The sequence below is a fragment of the Candidatus Palauibacter scopulicola genome, from assembly GCF_947581915.1.
Classification (GTDB): Bacteria; Gemmatimonadota; Gemmatimonadetes; order Palauibacterales; family Palauibacteraceae; genus Palauibacter; species Palauibacter scopulicola.
Map to the genome: position 1 here is coordinate 63,680 of NZ_CANPWG010000039.1, position 16,952 is coordinate 80,631.

At 70.2% G+C, this 16,952-nt stretch carries 19 protein-coding genes; all 19 read right to left on the reverse strand.

Annotation, left to right across the window (positions count from 1 at the left end; genetic code table 11):
* Position 1: 1 nt before the first annotated feature.
* A complete protein-coding gene (lptB, locus tag RN743_RS07695; RefSeq protein ID WP_310778422.1) occupies positions 2–727 on the reverse strand; it encodes an LPS export ABC transporter ATP-binding protein in 726 nt (241 codons plus the stop codon).
* The gene (locus RN743_RS07700; RefSeq protein WP_310778424.1) at positions 724–2,673 is read right to left on the reverse strand and encodes a hypothetical protein; all 1,950 of its coding nucleotides are present in this window, start codon (positions 2,671–2,673) and stop codon (positions 724–726) included. Before RN743_RS07700 ends, lptB begins: the two co-directional genes overlap by 4 nt.
* A complete protein-coding gene (locus RN743_RS07705; RefSeq protein ID WP_310778426.1) occupies positions 2,670–3,641 on the reverse strand; it encodes a hypothetical protein in 972 nt (323 codons plus the stop codon). Before RN743_RS07705 ends, RN743_RS07700 begins: the two co-directional genes overlap by 4 nt.
* Complete coding sequence (locus RN743_RS07710; RefSeq protein ID WP_310778429.1) at positions 3,631–4,188, reverse strand: hypothetical protein; 558 nt, start codon at positions 4,186–4,188, stop codon at positions 3,631–3,633. The genes RN743_RS07705 and RN743_RS07710 overlap by 11 nt, the downstream gene beginning before the upstream one ends.
* Positions 4,189–4,225: 37 nt before the next feature.
* On the reverse strand, positions 4,226–5,047 hold the full coding sequence (gene kdsA, locus RN743_RS07715) for a 3-deoxy-8-phosphooctulonate synthase (RefSeq protein WP_310778432.1): 822 nt from the start codon (positions 5,045–5,047) through the stop codon (positions 4,226–4,228).
* Positions 5,044–6,759 carry a CTP synthase gene (locus tag RN743_RS07720; protein WP_310778435.1) on the reverse strand — a complete coding sequence of 572 codons (1,716 nt, stop codon included), beginning with the start codon at positions 6,757–6,759 and terminating at the stop codon, positions 5,044–5,046. The genes kdsA and RN743_RS07720 overlap by 4 nt, the downstream gene beginning before the upstream one ends.
* The gene (gene kdsB, locus RN743_RS07725; protein ID WP_310778437.1) at positions 6,756–7,493 is read right to left on the reverse strand and encodes a 3-deoxy-manno-octulosonate cytidylyltransferase; all 738 of its coding nucleotides are present in this window, start codon (positions 7,491–7,493) and stop codon (positions 6,756–6,758) included. Before kdsB ends, RN743_RS07720 begins: the two co-directional genes overlap by 4 nt.
* A gap of 130 nt (positions 7,494–7,623) precedes the next feature.
* Positions 7,624–9,219, reverse strand: coding sequence for a polymer-forming cytoskeletal protein (locus tag RN743_RS07730; protein ID WP_310778440.1), 1,596 nt, complete (start codon positions 9,217–9,219; stop codon positions 7,624–7,626).
* Positions 9,216–9,758, reverse strand: coding sequence for a nitroreductase family protein (locus RN743_RS07735; RefSeq protein ID WP_310778443.1), 543 nt, complete (start codon positions 9,756–9,758; stop codon positions 9,216–9,218). The genes RN743_RS07730 and RN743_RS07735 overlap by 4 nt, the downstream gene beginning before the upstream one ends.
* A gap of 39 nt (positions 9,759–9,797) precedes the next feature.
* Positions 9,798–10,712, reverse strand: coding sequence for a site-specific tyrosine recombinase XerD (gene xerD / locus RN743_RS07740; protein ID WP_343219004.1), 915 nt, complete (start codon positions 10,710–10,712; stop codon positions 9,798–9,800).
* Positions 10,709–11,368: a DedA family protein gene (locus RN743_RS07745; protein WP_310778445.1), complete on the reverse strand. Its 660-nt coding sequence runs from the start codon at positions 11,366–11,368 to the stop codon at positions 10,709–10,711. The genes xerD and RN743_RS07745 overlap by 4 nt, the downstream gene beginning before the upstream one ends.
* Positions 11,361–11,849, reverse strand: a complete 489-nt coding sequence (ispF, locus tag RN743_RS07750; RefSeq protein ID WP_310778448.1) for a 2-C-methyl-D-erythritol 2,4-cyclodiphosphate synthase — start codon at positions 11,847–11,849, stop codon at positions 11,361–11,363. The genes RN743_RS07745 and ispF overlap by 8 nt, the downstream gene beginning before the upstream one ends.
* 42 nt (positions 11,850–11,891) lie before the next feature.
* On the reverse strand, positions 11,892–12,296 hold the full coding sequence (gene purE / locus RN743_RS07755) for a 5-(carboxyamino)imidazole ribonucleotide mutase (RefSeq protein ID WP_310778451.1): 405 nt from the start codon (positions 12,294–12,296) through the stop codon (positions 11,892–11,894).
* A gap of 49 nt (positions 12,297–12,345) precedes the next feature.
* Positions 12,346–13,596, reverse strand: coding sequence for a beta-ketoacyl-ACP synthase II (gene fabF, locus RN743_RS07760; RefSeq protein WP_310778454.1), 1,251 nt, complete (start codon positions 13,594–13,596; stop codon positions 12,346–12,348).
* A gap of 44 nt (positions 13,597–13,640) precedes the next feature.
* Positions 13,641–13,871: an acyl carrier protein gene (locus RN743_RS07765; protein ID WP_310778457.1), complete on the reverse strand. Its 231-nt coding sequence runs from the start codon at positions 13,869–13,871 to the stop codon at positions 13,641–13,643.
* 89 nt (positions 13,872–13,960) lie between these two features.
* On the reverse strand, positions 13,961–14,704 hold the full coding sequence (gene fabG / locus RN743_RS07770; RefSeq protein ID WP_310778460.1) for a 3-oxoacyl-[acyl-carrier-protein] reductase: 744 nt from the start codon (positions 14,702–14,704) through the stop codon (positions 13,961–13,963).
* A 30-nt stretch (positions 14,705–14,734) separates the two neighbouring features.
* A complete protein-coding gene (gene fabD, locus RN743_RS07775; protein WP_310778464.1) occupies positions 14,735–15,670 on the reverse strand; it encodes an ACP S-malonyltransferase in 936 nt (311 codons plus the stop codon).
* On the reverse strand, positions 15,667–16,647 hold the full coding sequence (plsX, locus tag RN743_RS07780; RefSeq protein ID WP_310778466.1) for a phosphate acyltransferase PlsX: 981 nt from the start codon (positions 16,645–16,647) through the stop codon (positions 15,667–15,669). Before plsX ends, fabD begins: the two co-directional genes overlap by 4 nt.
* A 65-nt stretch (positions 16,648–16,712) precedes the next feature.
* Positions 16,713–16,895 carry a 50S ribosomal protein L32 gene (gene rpmF, locus RN743_RS07785; protein ID WP_310778468.1) on the reverse strand — a complete coding sequence of 61 codons (183 nt, stop codon included), beginning with the start codon at positions 16,893–16,895 and terminating at the stop codon, positions 16,713–16,715.
* Positions 16,896–16,952: the final 57 nt, after the last annotated feature.

Below are 16,952 nucleotides of genomic sequence, written 5' to 3' on the forward strand. Positions count from 1 at the left end.
TTCAGAGCCTGAAGTCCTCCCCGAGGTACAGTTGCCGGGCTTCCGGGTCGTTCACGAGGTGGTCCGCCTCGCCCTGCACCAGGATCTTGCCTTCGAACAGGAGGTAGGCGCGATCCGTGATCGACAGCGTCTCGCGCACGTTGTGATCGGTGATGAGAACCCCCAGACCCTTTTCCCTGAGGCCGCGCACAATCCGCTGAATGTCGTCGATCGCGATGGGATCGACCCCGGTGAAGGGTTCATCGAGCAGGAGGAACTTGGGCCGGGTCGCCAACGCCCGGGTGATCTCCAGCCGCCGCCGCTCTCCCCCGGAGAGCGAATAGGCCTTGTTCGCCCGAAGGTGCTTGATGGACAGTTCGTCGAGCAACTCCTCCAGGCGATCGCGCCGCTCCTGCCGCGACATCTTCAGGGTCTCGAGGATCGCCATCACGTTCTGTTCGACGGTGAGTTTCTGGAAGATCGACGCTTCCTGCGGGAGATAGCCGATGCCGGCGCGCGCGCGCCGGTACATGGGCCAGCTCGTGAGTTCGTCGCTGTCGAGGTAGACGCGTCCCTCATCCGCCTTGAGGAGTCCGACGATCATGTAGAAGGTCGTCGTCTTCCCCGCGCCGTTGGGGCCGAGCAGTCCGACAACCTCTCCCTGCCGCACCTCGATCTCCACCTGGTTCACGACACAGCGACGCTTGAAGGAGCGGACGAGGCCCTCGGCCCGTAGTACACTGCTCAACGCGGTCTCCAGAGTCTGACGGGTCTGAGCACCGGAGACGCACCGAACGTGGTGCGCCGCCCCTGTCCCGGTTGGCGGTTGCGCACGGCAAGTTGCACATCCCCGCTCCCGGGGAGCCCTCGCCGGCGCACGGTGCCCGGGGGCGCCCCGACGGTATCGGGCGGCGCCGCCGCGCTGTCGGGTCGGACGCTCGCCGTGTCCGGAGACGCACCGAGCGAGTCGGCCGCGGCTCCCGTACTGTCGGCCACGGCCGCGCTGTCGGCCACCGCGGCGGCGCTGTCCGCGGCGGCGCTATCCGCTGGCGACGGCGTCCCGAACACCTCCCTCGGTTCGAGGTAGGCGCCGATCGCGTGTTCTCCCTCGACCCCCGTGGGTGCTCCCCCCTCGAAGTCCACCTGGATGCGCCGCGCCACGAGATAGTTCAGCGACGGTCGCACGCTCGCCGTCGAATCCCGGACCATCCGGTAGAAAGCGCTGGCATTGCCCTCGAGCACGAGTTGCCGCATGAAGGGGTCCGGTGCGGTAGCCGCATCCGCGACCGGGGCCTCGGAGCGCTCGAAGACCGCGATGAGCGTGTCGCCGCGCGCCCAGTTCGCCGAGCCGTCGGTCGGCAGTTCGATCTCGGCCGGCTCCCTGTCCTCCGCCTCCGCTGCGGGTGCGACCGCCGCAGTGTCGACCGTGGCGGCGCTGGTATCCGCTGCCGGGGCGGCGGAAGTGTCGGCGGCGGCAGCGGCGGTGTCGGCCGCGACGGCGCTGGAGCCGGCGCCGACTCCAGCGGAATCCGGCGAGGCGGGGACCGCCGCGCTGTCCCGGGCAACGGCCGCCGAGTCCGCGGCGGTCGCGTCGGGAGCCGTCGAATCGCTGGCCGTTGGTGCGGAGGTGATTGAATCCGCCGCGGCCGAATCGGCCATCGCCGGCCCGGGCGGCACGGCCCAGGACGAGTCGCGCTGGACCGCGACCGCGCCGCCGAGCGCATATGCCGTGTCGATCTGGCTCCGGTACATCACGAAGTGAATCGAGTCACCCCGAAGCTCGTGGCCACCGGACAGCGCCCGGCTCACACCCTCCCCGTGCGCCTGCACCTGTTCCACTTCGCGATTCGCCAGGTCGATGTCGATCAGTTCCGCCGCCACCTCGAACCTCTCCCCGGACGCATAGCCATCGCCGATGGCGTGGATTTCCTCGAGTTCCTCGTTTTGGGAGACGAAACGTATCGAGTCGCCTTCCAGCCGGATCCCCTCGGCCTCGAGCCACGGCTCGCCCCACAGAACGCCCAGGCCATCGGCTCGAGTGAGCAGGGCGCTGTCCGCCTGGGCGTTCAGGTCGCTCCGATTCACGACCGCTTCGCCGTAGAAGCGCGCCTCGTCCTCGCCGGCAAAGATGGCCAGCTCCGATTCCACCGTGAACGGCTCCGGCGACTCGGTGTTCGTCGGATAGAACGTAACGGTAGGCCGTCCGGGCGCGGTCGTGACGGCGTCGATGCCGGAGACGGCGCGCAGAAACTCCACGCGGGGGCCGATGAGGGTCGAGCGATCCGTTTGACGGACGAGTTCGACATCCTCTTCGGCGATGATGAAATCGGAGAGCTGGAAGTACAGGAGCCGTTCCGAGTTCAGCGTCCTGATCGAATCCTTGTAGACCACCGCGCCTAGGAGTTCGACCTGCCGGGGGCCGTCCCGCTTTATGGCGCTGTCCGCCTCCATGGTGGCGTTACCGCAAGTCCACAGGTATCGGCCGCTGAGCACCGTGACGTGCGCCCCGGACACGTCCCGGTTCGTGACGCTCCTCGTGTCGTCTTCGAGCGGGCGCCACCGGAGGCTGCACTGGCCGAGCGCCGACCCGACGCCGGCCTCGGGCTCCTGCGCGGCGAGCGGGCCGGTGAGCGAACCGGCGAGCCACGCCGCCACCGCGAGACAGCCCGCGGAACGGATGCGTGTTAGAGTCACCGGCGCGTCGCCGCCGTGGTATCGGGCGGCGCCCCCAGGCTGTCCGGCGGGGTCGCCGTCGCGGTCGTATCGGGTGGCGTCTCCACGGTGTCGGGCGGGGCCGCCGCCCCGGTCGTGTCGGGTGGCGTCTCCACGGTGTCGGGCGGGGCCGCCAGGCTGTCCGGCGGGACTGCCTCCAGGTCGATCTCCGCCGCCGGATCCACCTCCGCCGCCGGGTCGATCTCGACCGTCGGGGCAGTCTCGGCCGCCGGATCCACCGCCTCTGGGTCAGTCTCCACCGCCATCGAGTCGCCTGTCGCCGGCTCGTCCGCGACGGGCTCCCCGACGGCCGGCTCCGCGACCGCTTCCGCCGTGTCCCCGGCCGGAACCGCCGGCAGGGGGATCGTCTCCGTGAAGGCGACCCCGGGTCGCATCTCCCCTTCCTGATTCAGGACGATGACCGAGTCGAGCGCGGGGTCCGACTCGAACCCCGTCCCCTGAAGCGTCAGACCCTCCGTATCGTGCAGGAGACGGAAGGCGGTATCGCCGTACAGGCGGCCGTCCAGGTTCCGGTATTCGATGCGGTCAGTCTCGAGACGCTGGTGGTCCACGCGGTCGATCACCACCACCTGCCGTTCGGCCTCGAGGTCGCCGCTGATTTGGTAGAAGATCCCGAACTCGGCGGTCACCTCGGTCGATTCCAGTCCGTTCGGGTCGAAGAAGGTCAGCGTCATCTGCCGCAGGTGAATCTCGTTCCCCACGCGCCATTCCGCGGTATCGGCTTCCACGAGGGCGCGCCGAACCCCATCGCGCGTGACGAACGTCCGCATCCCGCGCACGGCGGTGTCCACCCCTTCGGGCAGCGGTTCGCTCGCCGTCGGAGGCCCCTCGTCGGACCCGCACGCGGCGGTGAAGGGCAGCAGCGAGCCCCAGGCGAACAGACCTAGCGCGCCGGCGCGGCCCGTGCGTCCCCCGCGTTCAACCTGCAAACCGTCCTCCTTCCCGAAACTCCGTCACCAGCCCATCCCACTCCCCCCGGGCGACGAGCAGCGCTTCCGCAAATTCGCGCACCGCCCCCTCCCCGCCGGGCACCGTCCCCACCCACCGCGCGGCGGCCCGGACTTCGGGCACCGCGCCGACGACGGCGGCCGGCAGGCGCACCCGTTCCATGACCGCCAGGTCCGTGAGATCGTCGCCAAGGTGCGCGGCCTGGTCCCACGTGCAACCGCGTCGCGCGAGCATACCCCGAAGCGCCGAAAGCTTTCCCTTTCGAGAGCCGAGCGAAACCTCCGCGATATCCAGCTCCCGCGCCCGCAGGCGGACGGCGGTCGACCGCTTGCCGCTGAGGAACGCGACCACGAGTCCCGCCCGCTGCATCAGCCGGATCGCCAGGCCATCGAGGGCGTGAAAGCGGCGGAGGTCCCGGGGGGCGCTGAGGTCGGACTCCGCGCCCACCCAGATCGAACCATCCGTGAGCACGCCGTCCACGTCGAGGGACACGAAGCGGACGGACTCCGCCAGCCGGCGATCCATCACGGGCCTCACAGCTCCAGGGTTCATGGGGACCGGGCTCTCAGACCGCCACGGCCTCGTGCACGCGCAGCGCCCGGACCATGACGCGCTCGAGTTCGGCGAGCGGCAGCATGTTCGACCCGTCGGAGGGGGCCCCGGGGGGATCCGGGTGCACCTCGATGAAGAGGCCGTCGGCCCCGGCCGCGACCGCCGCCGCCGCAAGCCGCCCGATGTGTTCCGGCTCCCCGCCGCTCCACATCCCTTCCCCGCCCGGCAACTGCACGGCGTGGGACGCGTCGAACACCGTCGGGCAGCGCGTCGCCTCGCGCATGAGGGCGAAGTTCCGCATGTCGACGACCCAGCGCCCGTAGCCGAAGGCGAACCCGCGTTCCGTCACCGCCACGTCCTGCGCCCCCGCGTACCGAAGCTTCCCGATCACGCCCCCGACATCCCGCGGAGCCATCCACTGCCCTTTCTTCACGTTCACCGGCCGTTCCGTGGCGGCCGCCGCCTCCAGCAGGTCCGTCTGCCGGCAGAGGAAGGCGGGGATCTGGAGCGCGTCGACGACCGCCGCCGCGCGCGCCGCCTGTTCGGGGAGGTGAATGTCCGTGAGCAGCGGGAGGCCGGAGCGGTCGCGCACCCGGGCGAGCGCCGCCAGCCCGGCTTCGAGACCCGGTCCTCGCGGAGACAGCGCGGAACTCCGGTTCGCCTTGTCGAACGAGGCCTTGAACGTCACCGGCAGGTCGAGCCGCTCTCCGAGTTCCGCGAGATGGTCCGCGATCTCGAAGTTCAGAGCGTCGTCCTCGAGCACGCACGGCCCCGCGATGAGAAAGAGCGATGTGCCCCGGCGACCCGAAAAAAACGAGGGACGCCCCGGCTTCATCTCCCGACCGTGACCCCGTTCGTCCGGGCCGCCGCCGAGTCCGCCCACTCCTCGGCTGTCTGACTCCGTTCCGCCGAATCGCCGGGCGCGCTCCGCACCGCGTCCCGCCGCGTCACCGCCGCCTCGACGAACGCCGCGAAGAGCGGGTGAGCCTTCGTCGGCCGCGACTTGAGTTCCGGGTGAAACTGCGTGCCGAGGAAGTACGGGTGCCCGGGAAGTTCGAGCATCTCGACGAGTCCGCCGTCCGGGGACATGCCGCTGAAGACCATCCCCCTCTGTTCCAGCGTCTCCCGGTAGGTCGGGTTGACCTCGTAGCGGTGGCGGTGCCGCTCGGAGATCTCGTCATCCCCGTACACTTCGTGCGCCCGGGACTCCGGCTGCAGCAGACACGGATAGGCCCCGAGTCGCATGGTTCCGCCCATGTCCGTCACCTGGTGCTGCGAGTCCAGGAGCGAGATCACGGGATGGCTCGTCCTCGGATCGAACTCGGACGAGTGGGCCGTCGTGAGACCGCACACGTTGCGCGCGAACTCGATGATCGCGCACTGCAAGCCCAGACAGATCCCGAAATAGGGGATCTCTCGCTCCCGCACGAACCGGATCGTGTCGATCATCCCGTCGATGCCGCGCTCCCCGAAGCCGCCCGGGATGAGCACGCCGTGGAAGCGTTCGAGGAGATCGGTCCCTCGCGCCTCCACGTCCTCCGCGGACCTCCACTCGACATCCACTTCAACGTCATTCACGGCCCCGCCGTGGACGAACGCCTCCGCGATCGACTTGTACGAGTCCACGAGTTCCGTGTACTTCCCCACCACGCAGATCCGGACCTTGCCGTTCGCCGGGTTCTTGATCCGGTCGACCATCGCCTGCCAGCCGTCGAGATCGGGTGGAGGCGTGTCGAACCCGAACTGCTCGCAGATGCGGTCGTCCACCTCCTGCGCGCGATAGGCGAGCGGGAGTTCATAGATCGTCGATACGTCCCGCGACTCGATGACCCGGTTCACGTCGACGTTGCAGAAGCGGGCGATCTTCTGCTTGATCCCGTCATCGAGGTCGTGCTCCGTACGGCACACGAGCAGGTCGGGCTGGATCCCGATGCTCAGGAGTTCCCGCACCGAGTGCTGCGTCGGCTTCGTCTTCAGTTCGCCGGATGCGTTGATCCAGGGGACGAGGGTGAGGTGGATGAAGAGGGAGTGCTCGCGGCCCACATCCTGCCGGAACTGCCGGATCGCTTCCAGGAAGGGGAGCGACTCGATGTCGCCGACGGTTCCGCCGATCTCCGTGATCACGACGTCGTGGTTCGGCGCCAGACGCCGCGCCGCCGTCTTGATCTCGTCCGTCACGTGCGGGATGACCTGGACCGTGACGCCGAGGAAGTCGCCGCGCCGCTCCTTCGTGATGATGTCCTGGTAGACGCGGCCCGTCGTGACGTTGTTCGCCTGCGAGAGCGACTCGTCGATGAACCGTTCGTAGTGGCCGAGGTCGAGGTCGGTCTCCGCCCCGTCGTCCGTCACGTAGACCTCGCCGTGCTGGAACGGCGACATCGTCCCCGGGTCGACGTTGAGGTACGGGTCGAACTTCTGGATCGTCACGCGCAGGCCGCGCTCGACGAGCAGGCGCCCGATCGAGGCCGCGGTGATCCCCTTCCCCAGCGCGGAGACGACCCCTCCCGTGATGAAGATGTACCTCGTCGGTGATTCGTCGTCCCTCATCCCCCCACCTCCTTGCTGGACAATACCCGTTCCGCCCGCGCGATGTCGGCCGGCAGATCGACTCCCGGCTCGGTCCAGGGACCGAGTTCGACGTGGATCCGCATGCCCGCCTCGAGCGCCCTCAACTGTTCCAGCCGCTCGGCGCGCTCGAGCGAGGACTCGGGCAGGGCCGCCCACCGCTTGAGTGCGGAGCGCCGGCACGCGTACACCCCGATGTGGCGCAGCCGCGCCCGACTTCCGAACTCCAGCGACTCGTCTCGCGAGAACGGGATGGGGCTGCGACTGAAGTAGAGCGCCCTTCCGTCGGCGGCCCGGGCGACCTTGACCACGGCCGGGGACCGCCACTCGTCCGCCCCGCGGATCGGGGCCGCGATCGTCGCGACTTCCTGCGCTCTCCGCACGGCGCCCTCGACCGCCCCTCCGTCCACGAACGGCTCGTCCGCCTGGAAGTTCACGACGACGTCATCCTGCGCTGCGCCGAGAAGGTCGGCGGCCTCATCCACGCGGTCCGTGCCGGATGGGTGGTCCGGCCGCGTGCGAACGACCTCCGCATCGAACCCCCGCGCGCACTCCTCGATCTCGTCGCTGTCCGTCGCGATCACGACCCCGTCGAAGGCGCGGATCGCCGAGGCGGCGCGCCAGCACCACTCAAGCAGCGTGCGGCCAGCCAGCGGCTGGAGGGGCTTCCTGGAGATACGGGTGCTGGAGATACGGGCGGGAAGGACGCAGATCACGCCCATCGCTGGGAGGGCCGGGAGACGGTCCGAGGCGGCATCGCGAAAAGCTAGGCCCGCGCTCGGGGGTTGTCAAAAACTCCACCGGCCTTCGACGGGCGCTCGGGCCGGGCCGGAGCAGCCCGTGAAATCAGCGCGGCGGCGGCATGCGCGTGGGTCGCGCGGAGCGGCGGGTTCGGATGTCCACGAAGGCGATGAGGCCGGGATCGCCGGGCTCCGCCGTGGAGCCGGCGGCCACCCCGAACTCGAGCCGGAAATCCCACATCCGCAGAGCCAGCCCGCCCTGGACCGAGCCGTACAATTCGAACTCGTCCCAAGGCGAGTCGATCCCTCCCCCGCTGCCGCGCGCGAACACGTCCACGCCCCCGAGTGCGGCGTCGCCGAGGAGGGGGATGGCGTACGCGGCTTCCGCGTAGACGAGGCGGGGGCCGCGCCGGCCGCGCAGCGGCATGGTGGGCAGCGTTCCGATCCCCCCGATCATCGAGTAGCGCTGCATGGGCAAACGTCCGCTCACGTCGAAGCGCCCGATCCCGAAGGCTTCGACGGCATGCCCCGACGCCAGCACCCGACGAGCGGAGACGCGCCCCTCCACCAGCAGGAAGTTGTACTTCGGTATCGGGCCGAGGCCGACCGTGATGTGGCTGAGCTCGTCCTCCAACCCGACCTCGACACCGAGACCCATCGCATTGTGCCCGCCTCTACCCTGCGACTCCCACTCGAAGCCGAGGCGCCCGAACCACAGGCTTCCGTTGTCAATCTGGAGATGAGGATCGTAGTCCGGGAGCGACGGGAACGGCCCCGGCGGCTCCTCGCCAAAGAGGATCGTCACGTTGCGGAAGCGAAAGTCCTCCGCCTGTTCGCGTCCCAGCGCCGCGACGACGCGCCAGCGGGGCGCATCTTCCCACACGGGCGGCTCCGGCGAGGTCCATTCCAGTTCCAGGCCGATCTCCCGCGAGTCGTAGTGGCTGCCGACGTCGTCGCCGGCCACGAAGTGCGCGAGGCTGTTGTACCAGGTCGGGCGGATCCACTCTTCGTTGCTGACCACGGCGCTCGTCGCGAACAGGCCCAGCCGTAAACGTTCGCCGAAGCGCCCGGAGCTGTGGAGGCGGTAGTCTACGTCCTCGCGGGCGGGGATCCAGGTGAGGCCGCCCGCGATTTCGGGGCGGCCGGGATCGGTGGGGAGGCGGGCCAGCGCGCCGACGGGGATCGAAAGGCCGTTCACCCGGTCGTAGGTGGGGAGATGGAAGCCCAACGTGCCGTCGAGTTCGAAGGCGGGCTCCGGCTCGATTTCCGGGATGATCTCGAATCCGCCCCGCGAGGGCCGGACGCGGAGCGGCTCGTTCGGACGATAAGTGACGGCCCCCTCGACTTCCGCCACGTCCGAGTCGTAGAACCCGCCCCCGAGCACCAGCACATCCCCGGCGATGGACGCCCCGGAGCGAAGGAAGAGGTCGCCGTCGACGACGTAGAGATCGCCCTCGACTCGCCCGGCGATGCGAGCGGTGCCCTCGAGCAGGAGGACGGCGCCCGGTACCGTGTCCCCGCGGGCCAAAACCGTGTCCCTCGTCCACACCGCGAAGCCGCCGGCGTCGAGGAAGGCCGCCAGCGCCGCCTGCGCCTCCGACCGCGGCTCCTCCGCCAGCCACACCTCCTGCCCACTCGCCGGGGCCGGCAGCCCGGCGGCTGGCCCCGCAGCGAGCGCGGCCGCAAGCACGTAGCGCTTCATTCGGCCGCCCTCACCGGCGTCCGCCAGCGGTCCCAGGCGATCACCTCCTCGCGCGGCAGCCGCTCCGGCAGCTCCGCCAGCCCATCGTGGTACCCGAGGCAGAAGAGGGCCACGATCGGCACGTGCTCCGGAACGCCCAGGATCTCGCGGACGTTGCCCTCCCGGAAGCCGTAGACCCAGCTCGACTGCACGCCGAGATCCGCCGCCGCGAGCATCATCGTCTGGGTCGCGGCGGCGAGGTCCATGGCGAAGCTCGGACGGCCCGTGCCGCTCACGTGCGAGTGGATCCGCGCGCAGCAGGCGACGACGACGGGCGCCGTCATCACGTGCGGGTGGTTGAAGGCCGCCGCCGCGATCCTGTGGCGCGCCAGCGCCTCCTGCACGACGACGAAGCGCCACGGCTGCGCCTCTCGGGCGGAAGATGCGTAGCGCGCCGCTTCCAGCACCGCCTCCACGACCTCGGGTTCGACGAGATGGTCGCGGAAGCGCCGGACCGGACGCCGGTTGCGCGACAGGTGGAGGAGGCGCGTCAACCGCATCTGCGCCGCTCACCCGCAATGTCGTTCCCCACGACGCCGTCACCCACGCGGATGGTGGCTGCGGTGTACCTGCCGCAGGTGCGACCGGTCCACGTGCGTGTAGATCTCGGTCGTCGAGATGTCTGCATGTCCGAGCATCTCCTGGACCGACGCGAGGTCGGCGCCTCCCTCGAGCAGGTGCGTCGCGAAGCTGTGGCGCAACGTATGGGGCGTCACGTGCTTCAGGATGCCGGCGCGCTCGACGTGGCGGCGAAGGATCTTCCAGACGCCCATCCGGCTCAGCGGAAGCCCCCGGGCGTTGAGAAAGATGTGCCCGGCGGATCCTCCCCGGTCGAGCGCCGGCCTGGTGGTTCGAAGGTATCGGCGCACCGCCGAGCGCGCAGCCGCGCCGACTGGCACGAACCTCTCCTTCCCCCCCTTCCCCCGCACGCGGACGAGGGCCTCGTCGAGGTCGAGGTCCCGCCCCTTCAGCGAGACCAGTTCGGACACGCGGAGCCCGCAGCCGTAGAGGATCTCGAGCATCGCCTCGTCTCGCCGCACCGTGCGGCTCTCCGGATCCCCCGCCCCGATCAGCGCCTCGATCTCGGGGACGGAAAGCACGTCCGGGAGAGGGCGGCCCGCGCGCGGCGCTTCGAGGCGCTCGCTCGGATCGGATTCGACGGCGTCTTCGACGACGAGGAAGCGGAAGTAACCGCGCAGCGCATAGACGCTACGCGCGACCGTGGAGGCCGCCCGCCCCGCGCCGGCCAGCCGCGCGACATGGTCGCGAAGCAGCCCGTACGTGACCCCGGCCGGCCCCTCGACGCCCTCCGAGGCCGCGAACGCCGCGAAGCGCCGGGCTTCGCGCAGGTACGCTTCGATGGTGCGCGGAGAGAGTCCTCGTTCGAAGCCGAGATGGTCGCGGAAAGATTCGAGGTGGAAGGCGCGCTCGATGTCCGGGCCTTCTCGCGTCACGGCGATGCCCGCGATCCGCCGTCCGCGGAACTGCCATCGTCGCGCCGGCTGCGGATCCACCAGCCGACGATGGCGCCGATGAGGATGGCGGCCACGAGCAGCAGCCAGGCGTTCACCTGGCCCAGCAGCTCCATGAGGCGGTCCACGTTGCGCGAGGCGAACAGGCCCCCCGCCAGCATGAGCCCGTTCCAGAGCAGCGAGGCGGCGACGACCGGGGCCATCGCCCGCACCGCGCCCAACCCCGTGAACCCCGCGAAGGTGGGGACGACCACGCGCAGCACCGGCAGGCAGCGGGCGAAGAAGATGGCCCACAACCCGTGCCGCTCGTAGAAGCGGGCCAGGCGCCGGAACTGGTGCGGGCGGAGGAGGCGCCGGCCCCAGCCGGTCTCGAAAGCGCCGCGGCCCCGCCGCCGCGCGAGTCCGAACACGACCATCGCGCCGCCGGAGTTCGCGATCCACGCGCAGAGGAGGACGGGGAGGGGCTGCAGCGATCCCCGGTCCGCGAGCACGGCGCCGAGCACGACGAACGTGTCGGACGGGACGGGCGGGAAGATGTTCTCGAGCGCGGAGCCCGCGGTGATGAGCGCGTAGGCGGTGAGCGCCGGCAGGGCGAGGAGGAAATCGAGGAGGGGTTGAACGCCCGGAACCTCAGGCACCGTCCCCCGCAGCCGGGGTCACCGTCGCGACCGCGATGGCGGCGAGGCCCTCGCCCCGCCCGATCCACCCCATCCCTTCGTTCGACTTCCCCTTGATCGACACGCCGGCCGCCCCCGTGCCCAGAGCCTCTCCCAGCCGCTCCCGCATGGCCTCGGCGTGCGGCGAGATGCGGGGCCGCTCGGCGATGACGGTCGCGTCGACGTTCACCACCCGGAATCCCCCGTCGCGCAGGCGGCGCACCGCCGAGGCGAGGAGTTCGATGGAGTCGGCGCCCGCGTACGCGGGGTCCGTATCCGGAAAGAGGACGCCGATGTCTCCGAGGCCCGCGGCGCCCAGGACCGCATCGGTGATCGCGTGCGCGACCGCGTCCCCGTCGGAGTGTCCCTTCAGTCCGGGCGCGTCGGGGATCGCCACGCCCCCCAGCACGAGGGGCCGCGTCTCATCGAAGCGGTGGGAATCGTACCCGACGCCGGTCCGCACCCGCCGAAGCTCCCCGGCCCAGCTAGGGTCGTGTCCCGGACACTAGTCCCGACCCGTGCCCAGGATGCGGAGGGCGAGGTGGGCCGCGTTCTTCGCGTTGTCGATGCCCACGGCGGCGACGGGGACGCCCGGCGGCATCTGGGCGCACGACAGGAGCGCGTCGAGCCCCCCGAGCGTGCCCGCTGAAACGGGGACGCCGATCACCGGCAGCGAGGTATGCGCCGCCACGACGCCGGGCAGCGCCGCCGACAACCCCGCCCCGCAGATCACGACGGAATGGCCGGCTGCCGCCGCCCCCTCCGCCAACTCCGCAGTCCGCTTCGGCTGCCGGTGGGCCGAACTCACCTCGACCTGCACCTCGACCCCGTGCTCGCGCAGGATCGCCACGCCCTTGTCCATGGTGGGCATGTCCGATTCCGACCCCATCATCACCAGTACCGAACTCATCCTGTCCTCCCGGCCGATCCGCCGCGGGCACCCCCCGCGCGGACGGCCGCTAGTTCCCGTTCCAGCGCCGGACGGCCAGACAGACGTTGTGGCCGCCGAACCCGAAAGAATTCGAGAGCGCGACCTCGACCTCTCGTTCCAGCACGCCTCCGTGGGCGTATTCGAGATCGCACTCGGGATCCGCTTCCTCGAAGTTGATCGTGGGCGGGATGATCCCCCGCCGGCAGACGAGCGCGGAGATCGCCCCCTCTATGGCCCCCGCCGCCCCGAGCGTGTGTCCCGTCATCGACTTCGTCGAACCCACGACGATCGAGTACGCGTGATCGCCCAGGACATCCTTGATCGCCTTCGTCTCGGACACGTCGTTCGCGGGCGTCGACGTGCCGTGCGCGTTGATGTACCCGACGTCCGCCGCGTCGAGTCCCGCGTCTTCGAGCGCCTGCTCCATGGCGAGCCGTGCCCCTGAACCATCCGGCGCCGGCGCCGTCATGTGGTAGGCATCCGCGCTCTGCCCGAAGCCCGCCACCTCCCCGAAGATCGTCGCCCCGCGCGCCCTTGCGTGCTCGAGTTCCTCGAGGACGAACATCCCCGCGCCCTCCCCGAGCACGAACCCGTCGCGGTGCGCGTCGAAGGGGCGCGAGGCTCGCTTCGGATCGTCGTTGCGCGTCGACATCGCCCGCATGTTCGCGAAGCCGGCGACCGCGAGCGGCGTAATCGTGGACTCGCTGCCCCCCGTGATCATCACATCGGCTTCGCCGTTCCGGATCGAGCGGAAGGCCAGCCCGACGGAATGCCCGCTGGACGCGCAGGCCGAGACGGTGGCATAGTTGGGGCCCTGCGCCCCGTACCGCATCGACACCATCCCCGAGGCCATGTCCGGGATGAACATGGGGATGAAGAACGGGGAGACGCGCCGGGGCCCGCCGCCGAGCAGCTTTTCGTGCTGCGCCTCGAGAAGCGGAAGCCCGCCGATCCCGACGCCGATGAGCACTCCGACCCTATCCGGCGGAAGCGCTCCGAACCCCTCCGCGAACCCCGCCTCGGTCACGGCCTGCTCCGCCGCGGCCATCGCGAAGTGGAGGAACCGGTCCGCCCGCCGGGCGTCCTTCCGGTCCATGTAATTCGCCGGGTCGAAGTCCTTCACCTCGCAGGCGAAGCGGACCGACTGGTCGGATGCGTCGAACTGGGTGATGGGCCCCGCGCCGCTCACGCCGCGGAGGAGCGCGTCCCAGGTCGAGTCGGGGTCGAGCCCGATCGGGGTGACGAGGCCGATCCCCGTGATCGCTACACGTCTTCTCATGAAATGAAGGGCCCGCGGGCGATGGCCACCCGTAGGAAGCCTCGCTAGACCTTCTCGTTCAGATACGCGATGGCCTCCGCGACCGTCTGCATCCTCTCCGCGTCCTCATCCGGGATCTCGATCCCGAACTCCTCCTCGAAAGCCATCACGAGTTCGACGGTATCGAGCGAGTCGGCGCCCAGATCATCGACGAAGTTCGCGTCGTCCACCACCTTCTCCTGCTCCACGCCGAGTTCCTGCGCGATGATCTCCCGCACGCGTGCCGCGTTGTCCATGATTGCGTGTTCTCCTTGTATGAAGGGGACCGACCCGAGGCCCCGCCGTTTCCCGACCCTTTCCGGCGACCGAATATGCGGCGTTGTCGCTAGGACTGCATGACCATCCCGCCGTCGACGACGATCACCTGCCCGGTAACGTACGAAGCCCCGGGACCGACGAGAAATCGCACCACCGTGGCGACATCTTCCGGGGACCCCGGCCGGCCGAGGGGAATCCTCTCCGACATGGCTTTTTGGACGCTTTCGGGCAGTCCCGAGGTCATGTCGGTCGAGATGAACCCGGGGGCGACCGCGTTGGCCCGCACGCCCCGACTCGCGAGTTCCTGAGCGACGCTTCGGGTGAGCGAGATCAGGGCGGCTTTGGCCGCCGCATAGTTGGACTGGCCGCGGTTTCCCGTCAAGCCCACCACGCTCGAGATGTTCACGATGTTTCCGGCGCGCCGCTTCATCATGCCGCGGGCGACGGCCCGCATGAGATAGAAGGCCCCCGACAGATTCGTGTCGAGCACGGACCGCCAGTCCTCGTCCTTGAGGCGGAGGAGGATGTTGTCGCGCGTGATGCCCGCGTTGTTCACGAGGATCGTCGCGGCCCCGAGACTCTCAGAGACCTCCGCTACGAGTCCCTTGCACGCTCCCGGATCGGAGATGTCGCAACCGAAGCCCGCGTGACCGTCTCCCGGCAAATCCCGGGCAACGGCTTGAGCGCGATCCGCTCCCGTGCCGACCACCGCGACGCGGGCGCCCCCCCGGGCCAGTTCCATCGCGATCGCGGTCCCGATGCCGCGCGTCGCCCCCGTGACGATGGCGATCTCTCCCGTCAGTTCACTCATTCAGGCATCCCGTCAGCGAGTCCGAGTCAGCTAGTCCGAAGATCCCAGGTAGGCGTCCACGGACGGCGAATCTCCGACCGCGGTCACGCGCAGACTTCGATCGATGCGGCGGGCGAGGCCCGAGAGCACGTTGCCGGGTCCGACCTCCAGCCAGCGCGCGGTGCCCGTCTCGCGGATGCGTTCGATCCCCTCCATCCACCGGACGGGCGAGGTGAGCTGAAGGATGAGGGTTCGCCGGGCCTCCCCCGAGTCCGTCACGGGTGTCGCCGTGGCGTTGGAGACGATGGGAAACGACGGGTCCCGCCACTGCGTACCATCGAGCGTCGCCGCCAGCCCGTCGGCCGCCGTCGCCATCAGGGGCGAATGGAACGCGCCGCTCACGTTGAGCGGGAGCACGCGGCGCGCGCCGGCCTCCGAGGCGAGCCGGCCCGCCGCGGCCACGGCGTCGAGATCGCCGCTGATGACGACCTGGCCCGGCGCGTTGAGATTCGCGGGCACGGCGATCCCCCCTGCCTCCGCCGCCCGCTCGCACGCGCCGGCGACGGATTCGGCGTCCAGCCCGAGGATGGCGGCCATCGTACCCGGCCGGTCCGCGCCCGAAGCCCCCATCATCCGGCCGCGCTCGCGCACGATCCGGAGGCCGTCCTCGAAGCCGAAGGCGTCGGACACGAGGTAGGCCGACAGCTCCCCGAGCGAATGTCCCGCCCCGATGCCGGCCTTCCCGGCGCGCGCGGCGATGAGGCGCCAGACGGCGAAGGAGTGCAGCATGATCGCGGGCTGCGCGTTCTCCGTGGCCCGCAGTTCCTCTTCCGGCCCCTGCCAGCAGATCCGGCTCAGCGGCATGCCGAGCGTGTCGTCCGCCCGCTCGTAGAGTTCCCGCACCGACGCATCGTCTTCCGCCAGATCCCGTCCCATGCCCACGTACTGGGAGCCCTGTCCCGGGAAAAGGAGCGCGACCCCGCTCACGCGCCGCTCTCCCGCATCCGGGCGAGGGAGGTGCGAGTGACGGTGGTGAAGCCCGAGGCGGCGCAGTCGGCCGCCGTGCGAATTCCGTTCATGATGGCGCGCGCGGGCGAGGTCCCGTGACAGATGACCGCGACCCCGTCCACGCCGAACAGGGGCGCCCCGCCGTATTCGGCATAGTCGAGAACGCGCAGCGCTTCGCCGAGTTCGCCTCCCTCGCCGACGCCGGCGCTGCGGAAGATCCCGAGCACGAACTCGGCGATCGACTCGTAGAACTTGAGCAGCACGTTGCCGACGAAGCCGCCGCACACGAGCACGTCGCAGGCGCCGGTCACGATCTGGTGTCCCTCCACGTTTCCGATGAAATGGAGCCCGGGGTCGGCGGAGAGGAGGCCGTGGGCCGTCGCGATCGCATCCCCCCCCTTCTCGCCCTCCACGCCGATGTTGAGCAGGCCAACCCGGGGTCGGCCGATCGAGAGCGTCCGGCGCAGATACGTCGAGCCCAGGTGGGCGAACTGGTGCAGTTGCCGCGGACGAACATCCACGTTCGCGCCCACGTCCATGACGAGCACGCGCCCGGTCGCGGTCGGGAAGAGGGCGCCGACGGGCGGGCGGTCCACGCCGGGGAGCAGGCCGAGCGTGAGCACCGAGGCCACGACCGTGGCCCCCGTCGGCCCGGCGGAGACGAAGCCGTCAGCGCTCCCGTCGCGCACGGCCTCGAGGCCGCGGACCACGGTGCTGTCCGCCTTCCGCCGCACGGCGAGGGCGGGCGGTTCCGCGGGGCCGATGGACTCCTCCGCCGCGAGCCACGCCACCCGGTCGCGCGGAAAGCGGGTTCGCGCTTCGCGCAGGAGATCGCCGGGCCCCACGAGCAGGAGGAAGAGATCGTCCGGCCACGCGTCGAGCGCGCCCGCCACAGCCTCCAGCACGGCCTGCGGCGCGGCGTCTCCGCCCAGCAAATCGACTGCCACCCGAATCATCGGCTGGCCGCCCGACTCATCTACCCGGCCCGGCCGCCGGAGGGCGGCGGCCGCGCTCGGGGGCGTCAAAAGTCGTCGATCTGAACGACCACTCGGTCCGCGTAGTAGCCGCAGGTCGGGCAGACGCGATGCGGTCGCTTCGGATCCCCGCACTTGGGGCACGCCTGGTACGCGTTGTCCCGCGCCTTGTAGTGCGTACGCCGCTTGCGCTTGCGCTGTTTCGACGTCCGTCTCTTGGGAACAGCCATATCGTCAACTCACTCCCGCCATCGGCATCGGCTGAAACGAAACTCCGCAACGTTCGA